Origin of the sequence: Floricoccus tropicus, assembly GCF_001832905.1 — a bacterium.
Taxonomy (GTDB): domain Bacteria; phylum Bacillota; class Bacilli; order Lactobacillales; family Streptococcaceae; genus Floricoccus; species Floricoccus tropicus.
The window spans coordinates 165,627-180,241 of sequence record NZ_MKIR01000001.1 but is presented as its reverse complement, the minus strand read 5'-3'; the positions used below and the strand labels follow the sequence as shown (position 1 = coordinate 180,241).

Below are 14,615 nucleotides of genomic sequence, written 5' to 3'. Positions count from 1 at the left end.
TATGATAACCCTTTATAGTATATAAACTACTACAAATAGGTATGTTAGGAACCAAAGGATAGTTGTAGATAAGTTTGGATGGTAGATAGCATAACTTTTTAATAATTATTAAGCTAAAAATATTCTAAGATATTTTAATTACAGATGTAGAAAAAATTATTGTACTTAAAAAATTTTAAAACGGAGTAAAATTTATGAAGCAATTACATTTAGAAAATATAAACAATTGGCCTGAAATTACAGAGCAAGTTGAAATTTTTAAAGATGGGAAATTAATTGGAAATTTATCGCCAAATGAGCCTATTTTAACTAGAAATGTTAAAGATATAATTTCTGAACCTATAAGATATCTTATACCTGCCTATCAACGAGGCTATCGTTGGGGAAAGAAGCAGGTAATAGATTTGTTGAATGATATTTGGGAGTGGGGGGAAATACAATCAAAATTACCTACTAGTGAAAATAATAAATATTGCCTTCAACCCATAGTGTTAAAGAAAAACGATACGAATAAGTATGATTATGATTTAGTTGATGGGCAGCAGCGCTTAACCAGTATTTATATTATTTTGAAAGCATTGAAAGCTCTAGAGGTTATTAATCAAAGTGCTAACTATTCATTATCTTATGAAACTAGAATAGGAAAAAATGATGATTCAATTGGAAGTGAGGAATTTTTAAAAGATTATATATTTGATTCAAATTTAGCAGATAAAAATATTGATTTTTACCATATGAATAATGCTTTTCAAAATGCATTGGATTGGTTGGGAGAAGATGAAGAAAGAAAACAAAAATGGTATGAATATTTAATTAATGAAAATTATGGTGCATTTTTTATTGAATATAATGCCACACAAGCTGGAGACGAACGTTCTTCTGAAAGAATATTTATTGGACTTAATGCAGGGAAAATTTCATTAGTTGAATCAGAATTAGTAAAAGGATTATTTTTAAAGACAAATAATTTTTCTAATAATAAAGCAAAGCTTTCAATTATTGAAATTTCAACTGAGTGGGATAGGATTGAAAGAAAATTAAGAGATAAGAATTTTTGGGCATGGTTAGGACAAGATGAAACAGATCAGCCAAGAATTGATTATATATTGAGTATAGTTGCAAAGTCATCTAATTTTTATTCTTATTTTGAAAATCAATTAAATATTGAAAATCCAAATATGGATGAAATAGCAAATATACTTTGGTTACAAGTAAAGCAATGTTTTATGACATTAGAAGACTGGTATGATGATTTCAAAACATATCATTTAATTGGTTTTTTAAATCAGATTGATAAGAAAAAAAATAAGATTTCAAACTATTATTATAAATATTTAGATGATAATTTAAATTTTGTTGAAGAAACAAATGTATATGAGATACTAGAAAAGATTGATGACATTTCATATGGTGATAAAGAGGTATATAAGACTTTATTATTTTTTAACATTTTGACATGTATTGATAATAAAATTAAATTTAGATTTGATGATTTTAGGTCATCAGATTATGATATTGAACATGTTTCTCCCCATAGTCAATTTGACAAATTAAATAAAATTGAAAGAGAAAAGTGGCTTGATGAGATCAAAAAATCAGGATTATTTAATGAAGAATTGAACAAATATGAGTATAGGGATCTTGGAACAGATGATATTTTTGAACAATTTTATTCCAATTTAACTGACAATAAGAGGCTTGATGATGTAGATAGTCTAGGAAATCTATGCTTATTAGATGAAAATACCAATCGTAGCTATGGAAATAAACCGTTTCCATTAAAAGTTAAAACAATAATTGAAGTTGATATTGACCAGAATAAAGGAAACTATATTTTGCCAGCAACCAAAAACGTCTTTCTTAAATATTATTCTGGACTGAATATAAATAATATCACATGGGAAGATAGTGATGCAGAATGCTATTTGGAAAAAATAAGAGATACTTTGAAAACTTTTATGGAGAAAGAAAATGACTACAAAATATAATTTAGAAAAATTATTAAAAGAATATAAAGTTGAGATTCCTGCAATACAGAGGGACTTTGCCTTTGGTCGTAAAGAGGTGAAAGATAAACGAGAAAAATTTGTTGATGATTTATATATGGCAATGTCACGAGATGGTATAAATTTAGATTTTATTTATGGAAAAGAAGAAAATGGGATTTTGACTGTTTTAGATGGACAACAAAGAATAACAATTCTTTGGTTATTTGCTGTTTACTTATCAAAGAATAATTCTAAGCCTGACTGGTTTTCAAATTTTACATATGACACAAGAATTTCTTCTAGAGAGTTTTGTCAAGCTCTTATTAGCAAAAAGTGGTCAGTAAATGATATTGATGAGATGAGCCATAAAATGGATGTAAAATGGTTTTATAACTCTTGGAAGTATGATCCAACAATATCAAGTATACTTTCAATGATTAAGACCATTGATGAAAAAAAATCTAATTATCCCAATCTGAATTTATCAGATTTAAATAAAATAACTTTTTCTTTCTTGGAAATTGATAAGTTGGGTCAACCTGAGGAATTGTACTTGAAGATGAATTCTCGAGGCAAGGCGCTGACGCCCTTTGAAAACTTTAAAGCAGACTTTTTAGAACATTGTAAAAATAATTTGAATTACAACGATGACGAATTGAGTATAATCTCACAAAAGATTGACACAACTTGGACAGATATATTTTGGGAAAATCATTCTGTTAATCATGAAATTGATGAGATATATTTAGCATTTTTGTCAAGATTCTTCTTGAATGAATGGATAATTAATTCTGATTTGTCAGCAAAACAAATCGAAGATAGCGAAATATTTAAGAAAGCTTATAGTTCTGATAGTTTCTTGTCAATCAAAAATATGGTAACTAAGAAAAGTATAGAAAAGCTTTCCAATATACTAGATAACTTTAATTCAACTAACTTGATAGAATTTTTGCCCAAATTTGTTTCAAAATTTCATTTTATTCCGAGATATAATGATAAAAAATCAGAGTCTGATGGATTGATCTCTTCGTTAACACAGATTAATAGAGTGGTATTTGTTGCAATTAGTAATTATTTATATGAATCAAAAATAAATGAAGAATCATTCAAAAGATGGATGCGAGTATCATGCAATATTATTTATAATGCTGACATTACAAATGTTCAATCAATGATTGGTGCAATACGACTCATTAATGAATTAAGCCAACATTCTCATAACATTTATGGGTTTCTAGCAAGTAACGCCGAAATAAAAAGCTCGTTGGCTGTAGATCAAGTAAACGAAGAGATAGAAAAAGCAAAAGCTATTCTTGAGGATCCAAATCTAGAAATTAAGTTTGTTAAAGCAGAATCTATTGAATTTTTTAATGGGAGAATAAGAGACTTGATATTAGATGGTCATTGGGTAGAAATAAATATTAATTTTTACAATAATTTTCATAATTTTATTTCTAATGATGAAAACAATACATTTATTTTTAGAAGAGCACTTTTAGCATACAATAATGACGAGAATATATATCCAATACCTTCAGGTAAAGTAAGAGGGCGTCCTAACAATGCACCTGATGAATATTTATTAGGAGGCGATATTAATGCTAGAAATGAATGGTTAAAGATAATTTCTCATGATAATCAAAAAATAGTTGATTTTTTAAAATTACATGCGAATGACGATAAACTCAAACAAACAATTAATAACTTTTCTGACGAGGAAAGTAAGTTTTATAAATTAATAAAGCATCCAAATTTATTTGGATATATGGACAATAAAAATAAAATTTTTATTAAAGACAAAAAGGTATTAATAGAAACAAACGATCGAGTTCAAGCATATAGGTACAGTAACTGCGAGACCATTTTATTATTCGAAAAACTAAGAGACACATTTCAAGGCAAAGGCATTGAGGGTAAAAGTTTCGAATTTTATTCTGGAGATTCAGAAAACAGACAAGGAGTAGCGTGTATAACTCTGCATGATGAAATTGCTATTGATGTTAAGTATGATGAATCTGAGGAAAAATATTGTTTGATATTATTCAACCGTAATCCTGAAAACTTAAGCATTTCCTTAAATTTATGGAATGAAAGGATTCCAAGAAATAATGGACTTAAACTTCATGAAAATCATAGATATACATATAAAGGGAATGAAAATGAAGTCGTCTCTATATTAGATAAGTTAATTAATTAATAATGACTTTAAGTTTTTATTGTATAATTAACAAAAAGAATAAGGAGCCATCAATATGATTGAATACAAAAGAAACGAAAAAATTTCTGTTGAAGCTTTTCGTCAGGTCTTGATTAGTTCAGGCATTAATCGACCTGTAAATGATATCCCAAGACTTCAGGCAATGCTAGATAATTCAAATCTTATCTGGACTGCATGGGATGGTGATAGGCTAGTTGCAGTAGCAAGGAGTCTTACTGATTTTTCCTTTGTCTGCTATATGTCTGACTTAGCTGTTGCCAGTGATTACCAAAAGCAAGGTATCGGGAAAAAGTTAATAGATAAAACTAAAGAGGATCTTGGACCTACTGTCGCTTTTCTTCTCTTATCTGCTCCGAGTGCAATGGAATACTACCCAAAAGTTGGTCTGAAAAATATTAGTAACGCATTTTTTACACCTAGAAAAGATTGAGATATTTATGAATTTAGAAGAACAAAGACAACATATTTTATCAGGACAAATCTACAACGATTTAACTCCAGAGCTTATTAAGGCACGCGAGAGAACAGTTTTACTGACAAATGAATATAATGCTTCTTTCGGACAAGGCCCAGAAATAAGAGAAGGCATCCTAAAAAGACTACTTGGGAAGGTTGGCACTGGGGCATATTTTGAGCCAACGTTTCGTTGCGAGTTTGGCTACAATATATCGCTTGGGGAGAATTTTTATGCCAACTTTGATTGTTTAATGTTAGATGGTGGAGGGATCGAGATAGGTGATAATGTACTTTTTGGTCCTCGAGTAGGCATATATACTACAAATCATGCTACTGATGCTAGCGAGCGTGCTGCAGGTACATGTTATGCTAAGAAAGTTACGATTGGTGATAATGTTTGGATTGGTGCAGGAGTTCATATCAATCCAGGTGTGAATATTGGTAGTAACACAATAATCGGATCAGGAAGTGTAGTCACAAGTGATATTCCTGCAAACGTCATTGCAGCAGGAGTTCCGTGTAGGCTTATTAGGGAAATTACAAACGAAGATAAGACAGGTTTTGAGCCTGATCAATATTAATTTATTTATTTGACTTTAGATAACTAATATTAGAAAAAATGGAGATTATATGATTTTACATTGCATAAAGAAAATCGATTGGGAAGACCGAAAAAATAAAACTTCATGGGGTGAGGAAGAACTAGCAAAAGATGGCTTTATTCACTGTTCAACTATTGAATTATTTTGGCGTGTAACTAAGTTTTTTGAAGAAGTTGAAGATGAGTTAGTAATTCTTTGTATTGATGAAGATCAATTAGATTCTGAAGTTGTATATGAAGATACAGAGAATACTGGAAAACTTTTTCCTCATGTTTATGGACTCATTAATAATGATGCTGTTGTAGATGTTCTTCCTTATTTAAGGGACGAAGAAGGGCAATATATCAAAAATAAAGAATTTATAGAATTTGAAGATGAGTGATGTAGATGAATTATAAAATCATTAATATAGAGGAACAAAAATTCTTAGGCAAATCTTGTGGAAGAGTTAATACTGAAACTGATTTTTCTATCTTTTGGATGAAATTTTATGAAAAAAATAAAAATTATGATGGTATTACTTACGGAGTAAGTTCAGATTTTATGGATGATGAATTTACCTATATGATTTGTGTTCCACTTACTGAAGAAGATAGAGTTAAGGATTTTCAGCCAATAGTGGTTGATGCTGCTACATATGTGATTTTTGAACTTGTAGGACCAGTGAATGAGGCAATTCCAAGCGCGTGGGGTTTTGCTATGAAAAATTTTGATCTAGCTGAAAGTCCTAATCTCGAAGTATACTACTCTGGAAATCGAATGGATGTCAACTATAAAATGGAGCTTTGGATACCAATAAAAAATAAATCTCTTTATATATGAGCGATTATCCTATATAATGGATATATTCATCATTTCCATGAGTGATTTAAATTTTAAGAAGTAGGTAACAAGGATTCATGACAAATCAAACAAATGATAAGCCAATGACTGCAAAGGAAAAAATGGCGGAAATTATCAAAAATAAACAAGGCGGAGGTCGTTCAAAAACTATGCCATCACCTAAAAATGACCGTACAAACATGCGTAAAGGTCCAAAGATTTTTAATAAATAATAACTTAAACCAGGAATTTTCTGGTTTTTTATTAAATATATAATATAAGAGGAGTCTTATGAAAGAAGAAGATGAAGAATTGAAGAAGAAATCAAAGATATTAGAAATGTTAGGTATAGAATTTGAAGAGGTTGAAGAAGGTGAAGAGAAATTAAAAAATAGTATTATAAAAAATGTTGAAAAAGGTAAAGAGGAATTAAAAAATAACGAAAAAATAAAGATTAGATTTAAAAAAGGAAACTATTTTGATATTGTTTATAAAGATGAGGAAGTATTTATTCCATATGAAGAAAATAGTGCCTTAAATGAAAATGAAAATGAAAATGAAAATACTTTATTACTTGATAAAAATGATGAAAATGATGAAAAATATATTTGGAAAGGTATTTTGTCTAAAGCTAATGAATTAGAAGGTAAAATAGAACTTTCACAGCTTAAAAGTAATGGTTATTATAAATTAGAAGACACAGGGCCAAAATATGTTAATATTCATAAAGGTCATTTAGTAGCACATGCGTATGAGAAATATTTAGATATTCCAAAAGAATTTTTTGGGAAAGGAAATGCTAGTAATATCAGGCCACAAACTATGAGGTCTAACTGTAGTTCGAGTGAAGACTTTGGACAACTATATTTTGAAAATAAAATTCTTAATTATTTGAAAAACAATGACTCCGGTTCTATATATTTTGAAGTGGAGCCAATTTATTTTGATAAAGAAGATAAAATTCCTATTGGAAATAGATACTTAGCATATGGAGGAAAAGACAAAGATAATGAAAAATATAAAAATTTTAGTAATTTCCATGTTTTTATTCCAAATTATGATATTAATATTATTCCGAAAAAAGATGAAGTTACATATAAAGATTTTTACAACTTTAAAATTGAGGAAAATACAGAAAATTTTAGTGGAATAATTGTGCATAAAATTAATGTTTCAGAAAAAATGTATAAATCTATTGAAAATGAAGGAAAAAAGGAAATATTTTGTTTGCATAATAAAAATATAAATAAAATTAAGGAAAACTCGGAAGTTCTCATTGAGAATTCCTCAAAAAAACAAATTATTATCTGTAAAAATATTGATGAAATTCCTACTGAAGAAATTAATAAATATCCTGAAATATCAGAATATATTTCAAACTATGATAAAATACCTAATTCTGGTAAAATAATAAAAATAGAATTCCAATAAACTATGCCATCACCTAAAAATGACCGTACAAACATGCGTAAAGGTCCAAAGATTTTTAATAAATAATATTTAAGGTATCAACTGGTTAAGTTGGTACTTTTATTGTTAGATTTTATATAATATAATTATTTTAAAAATGAATTAATAAGGAAAATTCTATGAACAATAAAAATATTATAAATATAGATTATAATTTAAATATCCATTATAGTCTGCTAGATTATTTATGGGAAAAAATCGCTGAGATTTATACACTGATGCCTAATTATCTCGGAAGATATAATAATATCCCATATTGGTTTGGAAAAGATGGAGATGAAATTTATTTATATGCATCTGTTGAACCTAGTGGACTTAAGTTTGAAGGAAATTTAGTTGCTGATATTTGGGAGTCTTGGATTGATGAGTTTAAGAGGAAGACAGGTGATGCTTTGAAATATTCAATTGGAGAACCTGAAGATGGTTATGATTTTAAATATATGTAGATGGAGAAATTAATGATGAATAATATAAAGAATCATTTGAAGAGAGCGAATTGTATAAGCATTTAGTTGAATCAAAAAACAAGGCCTTAAATTTAATATTGAGGATTTTGGAGTATTGATTTGAAAACAAGCAATTAAGTAGTATTGGGTATTTACCTAAGTCTGTTGATTATCCAAGAAATATTGACGGACAAGCATTACCTTTTCTTACACAAATAAATTTTGAAGAGCAGTAAAGGTTAAAGGATTATCCTCAAGATGGTACATTAAGCTTTTATGTAGATTGTTTTGATAATTTAGTAGGTATGGAAATTGATGATTATACCAATGATATTTTTTATCGAATTATATATATGCGAAAATCCATATTGAAAAAAATTATGAGAGAAATATTTTCTTTTAAAAAAATACAGCCATTGGCTGTATAATATTATCTTAACTTTAAGCATATATTCTTAATAGATTACCATCAGGGTCTTGGATCATTGCAAAGCGCTCCCCTAACTTATTTGTTATAGGTTTTTGAAAAATTTCAACTCCTGCATTAGTAAACTTATGACACAGATCATCAACATCTTGAGCTGAGTCACATAAGAAAGCGAGATCAACTTTATTTCCAGATGATCTTGGAATAGTTCCGTAAATTGACTCATTGTAAATTTTAGTACTAAGTGATAGTTTCACTCCCTTATTATTCAAAAAAATACAATCCTTTGTATCTCTAAGTAAAATTGAAAAACCTAATAATTTATAAAATTTAAGAGCCTCTTCAATATCATCAGTTATTATTTCTACCATTCCTAATTACATAATCTATGACCTCCTATTAAATTATTTATATAAATTCATAATATCACACACCTATAAATTTTACATGAATTAAAAATGTTACAATATTCGTGATAGTGATTTTAATTGAGATATGGTTATTCAAAAAAAGATATAGAATCTGCAAGTCTTCATGATATGGACTATTATTAAAAGGAATTTCAAGACAAATGCGGAGTTCGTGGAATTGAACTAGAAAAATAAATATCAAATGGTTAATATTTAAGGATTAATTGTATTTTTAACTTTCTAAATATGTGATAAAATAGTCTTTATAAATTATTAGTAAGGAAGTATTATGACTGAACAAGAATTTTTACAAGAATTAAAAGAAATTAATTTAATAAATCAAGCATCGACTGTTCTTAACTGGGATAGTTCAACTGGAATGCCAGATAAGGCTGCGGAAGATCGCGGAGAAGTTGAAAGCTACCTAGCTGGACTTGCTTTTGAAAAATCAGTTGGTCCTAAAATCAAAGAAGCAGTAGAATATTTTTCTGATGAAGAACATAAGAAAGAATTGTCAGAAGTTGGACTAGCAGCATTTGAATTAGTTAAGGAAGATTATGAACTTAATAATGCTGTACCCGCAGATTTAATGCGTGATTTCTCACGCGCAACATCAAAAGCATACAGTGCATGGCATAAAGCTCGTTCAGCAAGTGATTTTTCTCTTTATCGTGATGAATTAGCTGAGAATATCCGTATTGTTAAGGAGTTACTTCCATACTGGAAAAAAGATGAAGCAACTGACTACGATGTTCTTTTAAATAAATATGAACCAAAAATGACTTCAGAAAAACTTGATAAAGTATTTGATCAAGTACGTGATGGTATCATGGAAATTCGTGAAGTTTTAGCTAAAGAAGGAACAGAACCAAATACAGATTTCTTAAATCGTAAAATGACTGAAGAACAACAACGTAAATTTGTAAAACAAGTAGTTGCTGATCTTGGATTTGATTTTACTCGTGGTCGTTTAGATAATACAGTTCACCCATATATGACTGGAATTAACAATAACGATATTCGTATTACAACTCGTTGGGATGAAGAATTTTTCCCAGCAGGAGTATTTGGTGTAATTCATGAAGCAGGTCACGGTATGTATGAGCAAAATATTGATAGTAAGTATGCTTATACACCAGCTCTATCAGGAACTTCAATGGGAATTCATGAATCACAGTCACTTTTCAATGAAATTATTATTGGAAGCAACCGTGAATTTTGGAAAAAACAATATCCATTCTTCCAAGAATGTGCTGAAGGTACATTCGATGATATTTCATTTGATGATTTCTATGATTCTCTCAAGAAAACACAAGCAAGTCTTATCCGTGTAGATGCTGATACTTTGACTTATGTACTGCATATTATTATCCGTTATGAGATTGAAAAGATGATTATCAATGAAGATATTAATATTGATGATCTTCCTCAAATCTGGAACGATAAATATGAAGAATACTTAGGTATTCGACCTGACAACGATGCTGACGGTATCTTGCAAGATGTTCATTGGTCTGGAGCAGATTTTGGATACTTCCCATCATATGCCCTAGGTTATATGTACGCTGCTCAACTTCATAATGCTATGAAGAATGATATTGATGTTGATGGTGTGCTTGCAAGTGATGACTATTCACCAATTAGGAAATGGTCGACAGAACATATTCATCAATACGGAGCATCTCGTAAACCAAATCAATTAATCATGGATGCAACAGGTGAGGAATTAAACCCTCAATATCTACTTGATTACTTGAAAGAAATATATTACAGTGTATATAAAGTAAAATAAGATAATTTGATTATGTGAAATTGAGATTTTGATTTTTCTCGAAAATCTCTTTTTCATTTTTTATGTGCATTTATTATATTTTTAACTTAATATTTAAGGAATGGGAGAATTAAAATGATAGGTATAATCACTAATACCTTAGCAATAGCATTGGGGAGTGTTATTGGGGGAGTCTTTAAAAAAGGAGTAAAGGAAGAATATCAAGATAGCCTTATGGCAGCTATGGGTCTTGCAGCGCTTGGTTTAGGTATAAACGCAGTTGTTTCAAATATGCCTAAAAGTGTTTACCCTGTTCTGTTCGTAGTTTCACTTGCTGTCGGTTCATTAATTGGAGAAATTTGGAATTTGGATGGTAAATTTACTAAACTTCTAGATTTATTTTCACTTGGTAATTTAGGAACAGGTATTTCAACTGGAATCTTACTTTCGTGTATGGGATCTTTATCAATTCTTGGTCCGATTGAAAGTGCATTGAACAATAATCAAACTTACCTCTTTACAAATTCAACTCTTGATTTCATAACATTCATTGCCCTAGCAGCAACTTATGGAGTAGGTATGATATTTGTAGCACCAGTATTATTTACCTGGCAGACATCAATTTTTTTAGGGGCAAGATATCTAGAGCCATTTATGACGCCACAATTTATGGCGGAACTTTCAATTGTAGGAGGGTTCCTCATTTTTGCGTCAGGACTATCAATCTTGAAAATCAAAGAATTTAAGAGCATGAACTTACTTCCAGCACTATTAATTCCAATAGTATGGTTTACAATAATAAACTTTTTCTAAGCATCCAAGCAAGAATCTTCTTGCTTTTTTTGTGGTCATGTACTAGTATTTAAGTAACAATATGAAATGTGAAGAGGTGGAATTATGAAACTTGCAGAACTCTTGATGGAGCGAAAAGATATTCAGATTAAACTTGCTGAAATTAAAGAAAGAATGAATTCAGTGGTTCGTATTCAGGAAGGTGATACACCAGAAATTGATCCTTTGGTTTTAATTAAGCAGTTTGAAGAGACTAACAAAAGATTAGTTAAAGTTGTAGAAACCATCGAAAAAGCAAATCAAGAAACTCTTATGGATAAGGGAAAAACTTTAGCTCAAGCACTTGTTGCGCGTGAGGGATTAAGAAGGCAACATCTTTTTTATACCTCTGTAATTAACCAAGCATCTGAAAAAGTACATCGATATTCTAATTCAGAAATCAAGGATATCGTGACGGTTGATCTCGCAGACCTACATAAGAAAAAAGACCAAATTGCTAAAAAGTTAAGAGAAATAGATGCAAAAATCCAAGAAAAAAATTGGAATATAGAAGTGGAAGAAAAATAGTATGGCTTTAATACTATTTTAATTGTTGAAAGGAATAGTATTAATTATTATGAGAAAAATATATTTATTATCAGGTGTACCGGGTGCAGGGAAAACTACATTTATTAAAGAAAACAAACTAGAAAATTATACAATATCTAGCGATAATTTAAGGTTACAATTTGGTAGCCCCTTACATATTTATGATAAAAACACTAATCAGGTTATTGATGGGATGCCTTTTGAACAAGATAAACTAGTTTGGAATATGCTATATTCGATTGTAGAAGAGAGAATGAAGAATTCATCAACAACTATCGTAGATGCAACTCATGTAACTCGAGAATCATTAAAAAAATACAAGGATTTATCAAAAAAATATAATTATAAATTACATCTTGTAAAGTTTGGAAGAGATTTACCAATATCAGAATTTTACAATCGTAATAAAAATCGTGGTCTTAGAAAAGTACCAGATTATGTTATTGAACGTATGTATAAAAATATGAAAAAATTTGATAAATCAAAGCATGGAATTAACAATTTGAGTCCAGAAGAGATGCTTCAATCACTTGATTGGAGAGAAAGTGATTTGGATAAATATGAAAAAATTCAATTCATAGGAGATATTCATTCGTCTGGAACGGCACTTGAAGAACTTATGAGAGATTACAACCAATCAACTTTTTATGTTTTTTGTGGTGATTACTTTGATAGAGGTATTGAACCAGTTAAAACGATGGAAATTCTTTTAAGATTAATGAAGGAAAAAAATTCAGTTTTTATAAAAGGAAACCATGAACAACATTTAGATGATTACCTTTCTGGAAATAAATATTCTTCATATTTTAAGGATGAAACATTATCTCCTCTGTTAAAAGCTGGTTATACGAGAACTGATTTTGTAGATTTTTCAAAAAAACTTCAACCAATATTTATTGGAAATTTTGCAGGAAAAAGATTAATTGCAACTCATGCCGGATTACATCCAGGACAATATTCAAATGATGACTATTTGAAAAATCTAGCTCTAACAAATGATGATATGTTTATATATGGTATTGGTGGATATGACATCGACGTTGATAATGAATGGGATAATGAAGAAGATGATGTATTCCAATTTCATGGACATAGAAACATCCAACTTAGACCGGTTATTACTGGAAGTTCAAATCAAAAGTCTTTTAACCTAGAACAAAAAGTTGAGCATGGGAATGATTTAGCGGCTATCACTTTGACAAAAGATTGTGATACTGATAGAGGTTTTTCAATTGAAGAAAAATTAATTGAAAATAAAATTTATAATGAGAAGTTCAAGCCGTATACTAAATTCTCTGAAAAATATAATTTCTTTTCTATGAAAAGGGATAGGAATATTAACGCAAATGACTTAGGTAATGGTATTACAGTATTAAACTTTAAACCACATGTTTTCAGAAAAAAATTATGGACCGATGAGACTGTAACCGCACGAGGGTTATTTGTAAATGAGGCAAATGAAGTAGTAGCTCGAGGCTATAATAAATTCTTTAATATAGATGAGATGTCTGAAACAAGGTTTGATAAAGTTGCTGAAAAAATGTCAAATAAAAAATTTTTACTTACTAAAAAAGAAAATGGCTTTTTAGCAATTGTGTCATATATTCCTGAGCTTGGTGGACTCCAGGTGTTTTCTAAAGGTGCAGGGAAAGACTATTCTGAGATGGCCAAGGATATTTTGATTGAAAATCTTCAAAGTTCAAATCATACTTTTAACGAATTAGAAGAATATATAAGAAAAGATTTTCAAAATGGTGATAGATACTCAATAACAATGGAAGTAATTAATAATGAATTAGATCCACATATTGTCTCTTATGATAATAATAAGGTAGTTATACTAGATGTTGTTGATAATAATCTAAAAGAAAATTTAAGAGAACCAAAAGCTGATGTTATTTCTAAAAAATTTAATTTAGAGAGAAGAGATGTCCTTAAATCAGAATATACTATCGCTGATAACAATTCCTTATATTTACTATGCAAAACGAAAGAGGATGCTACTAAACTTTTGAATGAATTATTTTCTCTTACATATGAAGGAGTTGTAATAATGTTTGAAGACGGCTTTAAGACAAAAGTAAAAACAGATTATTATAAAACTCTTAAATATGCTAGAGGGACTATAGAAAACTTGTCGAAAGATCCAGAAATTGATATTGTTAAAGCCTTGAAATCTGTGGTTGAGAAAAGAAAAAATACAAACAAGAAACCCACATTACTTGAAGAAATGACCACAAATCATTTGATTAGTTGGGCAGAAAAAATTGAAAAATATGGGAAAGAAGAATATCAAACCAAAGATATTTTTGGTAATAGAATTTATTCAGTTCCTAAGTTAGAATCTTAGTAACTATAATTAGTGTGCAAGTATAAAAATGGATGTATCCGTCCTGCATCTACGGTAAAGATGCAAACTACAATGGAGACTGAAACGACGGTCATTTTAATAACAGTTTATCGTTACATTTGACATCTCAATAGACACTTCCATGTGGAAAGTTTACAAATTACATATTACGACTATACATTAATTTATATTTGAGGTTGGGTTTGGGGTTGCTATCTGGTTTTACTAGATAGCTTTTGTATTTTTAATATCATTAATTTGACAGTATGCCTAAT

General features: G+C 29.4%; 14 protein-coding genes and 1 pseudogene. 14 read left to right on the top strand and 1 reads right to left on the bottom strand.

The window, feature by feature from the left end; translation table 11 throughout:
- Positions 1–194: 194 nt before the first annotated feature.
- From BG261_RS00885 to BG261_RS11725, 10 genes and pseudogenes are all read left to right on the top strand, one after another.
- Positions 195–1,988, top strand: coding sequence for a DUF262 domain-containing protein (locus BG261_RS00885; RefSeq protein WP_070791278.1), 1,794 nt, complete (start codon positions 195–197; stop codon positions 1,986–1,988).
- A complete protein-coding gene (locus BG261_RS00880; RefSeq protein WP_070791276.1) occupies positions 1,972–4,185 on the top strand; it encodes a DUF262 domain-containing protein in 2,214 nt (737 codons plus the stop codon). Before BG261_RS00885 ends, BG261_RS00880 begins: the two co-directional genes overlap by 17 nt.
- A gap of 55 nt (positions 4,186–4,240) precedes the next feature.
- Positions 4,241–4,636, top strand: a complete 396-nt coding sequence (locus BG261_RS00875) for a GNAT family N-acetyltransferase (RefSeq protein ID WP_070791274.1) — start codon at positions 4,241–4,243, stop codon at positions 4,634–4,636.
- Between the two features lie 7 nt (positions 4,637–4,643).
- A complete protein-coding gene (locus tag BG261_RS00870; protein ID WP_070791273.1) occupies positions 4,644–5,243 on the top strand; it encodes a sugar O-acetyltransferase in 600 nt (199 codons plus the stop codon).
- Between the two features lie 49 nt (positions 5,244–5,292).
- The gene (locus BG261_RS00865; RefSeq protein ID WP_070791272.1) at positions 5,293–5,646 is read left to right on the top strand and encodes a DUF952 domain-containing protein; all 354 of its coding nucleotides are present in this window, start codon (positions 5,293–5,295) and stop codon (positions 5,644–5,646) included.
- 5 nt (positions 5,647–5,651) lie between these two features.
- Positions 5,652–6,086: a GyrI-like domain-containing protein gene (locus BG261_RS00860; RefSeq protein WP_070791270.1), complete on the top strand. Its 435-nt coding sequence runs from the start codon at positions 5,652–5,654 to the stop codon at positions 6,084–6,086.
- A 77-nt stretch (positions 6,087–6,163) separates the two neighbouring features.
- On the top strand, positions 6,164–6,319 hold the full coding sequence (locus tag BG261_RS11390) for a hypothetical protein (protein ID WP_158006652.1): 156 nt from the start codon (positions 6,164–6,166) through the stop codon (positions 6,317–6,319).
- A gap of 58 nt (positions 6,320–6,377) precedes the next feature.
- Positions 6,378–7,517: a hypothetical protein gene (locus tag BG261_RS00850; protein ID WP_070791268.1), complete on the top strand. Its 1,140-nt coding sequence runs from the start codon at positions 6,378–6,380 to the stop codon at positions 7,515–7,517.
- Between the two features lie 158 nt (positions 7,518–7,675).
- Positions 7,676–8,002, top strand: coding sequence for a hypothetical protein (locus BG261_RS00845; protein WP_206598611.1), 327 nt, complete (start codon positions 7,676–7,678; stop codon positions 8,000–8,002).
- A 143-nt stretch (positions 8,003–8,145) separates the two neighbouring features.
- Positions 8,146–8,430, top strand: a pseudogene (locus BG261_RS11725) (DUF1963 domain-containing protein).
- 13 nt (positions 8,431–8,443) lie between these two features.
- Here the strand turns inward: BG261_RS11725 and BG261_RS00840 are convergent.
- Positions 8,444–8,800: a VOC family protein gene (locus tag BG261_RS00840; RefSeq protein ID WP_083318223.1), complete on the bottom strand. Its 357-nt coding sequence runs from the start codon at positions 8,798–8,800 to the stop codon at positions 8,444–8,446.
- Positions 8,801–9,128: 328 nt separating this feature from the next.
- Between BG261_RS00840 and BG261_RS00835 the strand changes: the two genes are divergently transcribed.
- From BG261_RS00835 to BG261_RS00820, 4 genes are all read left to right on the top strand, one after another.
- Positions 9,129–10,631: a carboxypeptidase M32 gene (locus BG261_RS00835; RefSeq protein WP_070791266.1), complete on the top strand. Its 1,503-nt coding sequence runs from the start codon at positions 9,129–9,131 to the stop codon at positions 10,629–10,631.
- A 114-nt stretch (positions 10,632–10,745) separates the two neighbouring features.
- A complete protein-coding gene (locus BG261_RS00830) occupies positions 10,746–11,423 on the top strand; it encodes a DUF554 domain-containing protein (RefSeq protein WP_070791264.1) in 678 nt (225 codons plus the stop codon).
- Positions 11,424–11,507: 84 nt separating this feature from the next.
- Entirely contained in the window at positions 11,508–11,969 is a 462-nt protein-coding gene (locus BG261_RS00825; RefSeq protein WP_070791262.1) for a DIP1984 family protein, read from the top strand.
- 49 nt (positions 11,970–12,018) lie between these two features.
- Positions 12,019–14,340: an RNA ligase gene (locus BG261_RS00820; protein ID WP_070791260.1), complete on the top strand. Its 2,322-nt coding sequence runs from the start codon at positions 12,019–12,021 to the stop codon at positions 14,338–14,340.
- Positions 14,341–14,615: the final 275 nt, after the last annotated feature.

What these genes read in the sequence shown, in the direction of transcription:
- BG261_RS00885 (WP_070791278.1), top strand. Translation starts at nt 195, where the DNA reads ATGAAGCAATTACATTTAGAAAATATAAACAATTGGCCTGAAATTACA.
- BG261_RS00880 (WP_070791276.1), top strand. Translation starts at nt 1,972, where the DNA reads ATGACTACAAAATATAATTTAGAAAAATTATTAAAAGAATATAAAGTT.
- BG261_RS00875 (WP_070791274.1), top strand. Translation starts at nt 4,241, where the DNA reads ATGATTGAATACAAAAGAAACGAAAAAATTTCTGTTGAAGCTTTTCGT.
- BG261_RS00870 (WP_070791273.1), top strand. Translation starts at nt 4,644, where the DNA reads ATGAATTTAGAAGAACAAAGACAACATATTTTATCAGGACAAATCTAC.
- BG261_RS00865 (WP_070791272.1), top strand. Translation starts at nt 5,293, where the DNA reads ATGATTTTACATTGCATAAAGAAAATCGATTGGGAAGACCGAAAAAAT.
- BG261_RS00860 (WP_070791270.1), top strand. Translation starts at nt 5,652, where the DNA reads ATGAATTATAAAATCATTAATATAGAGGAACAAAAATTCTTAGGCAAA.
- BG261_RS11390 (WP_158006652.1), top strand. Translation starts at nt 6,164, where the DNA reads ATGACAAATCAAACAAATGATAAGCCAATGACTGCAAAGGAAAAAATG.
- BG261_RS00850 (WP_070791268.1), top strand. Translation starts at nt 6,378, where the DNA reads ATGAAAGAAGAAGATGAAGAATTGAAGAAGAAATCAAAGATATTAGAA.
- BG261_RS00845 (WP_206598611.1), top strand. Translation starts at nt 7,676, where the DNA reads ATGAACAATAAAAATATTATAAATATAGATTATAATTTAAATATCCAT.
- BG261_RS00840 (WP_083318223.1), bottom strand. Translation starts at nt 8,800, where the DNA reads ATGGTAGAAATAATAACTGATGATATTGAAGAGGCTCTTAAATTTTAT.
- BG261_RS00835 (WP_070791266.1), top strand. Translation starts at nt 9,129, where the DNA reads ATGACTGAACAAGAATTTTTACAAGAATTAAAAGAAATTAATTTAATA.
- BG261_RS00830 (WP_070791264.1), top strand. Translation starts at nt 10,746, where the DNA reads ATGATAGGTATAATCACTAATACCTTAGCAATAGCATTGGGGAGTGTT.
- BG261_RS00825 (WP_070791262.1), top strand. Translation starts at nt 11,508, where the DNA reads ATGAAACTTGCAGAACTCTTGATGGAGCGAAAAGATATTCAGATTAAA.
- BG261_RS00820 (WP_070791260.1), top strand. Translation starts at nt 12,019, where the DNA reads ATGAGAAAAATATATTTATTATCAGGTGTACCGGGTGCAGGGAAAACT.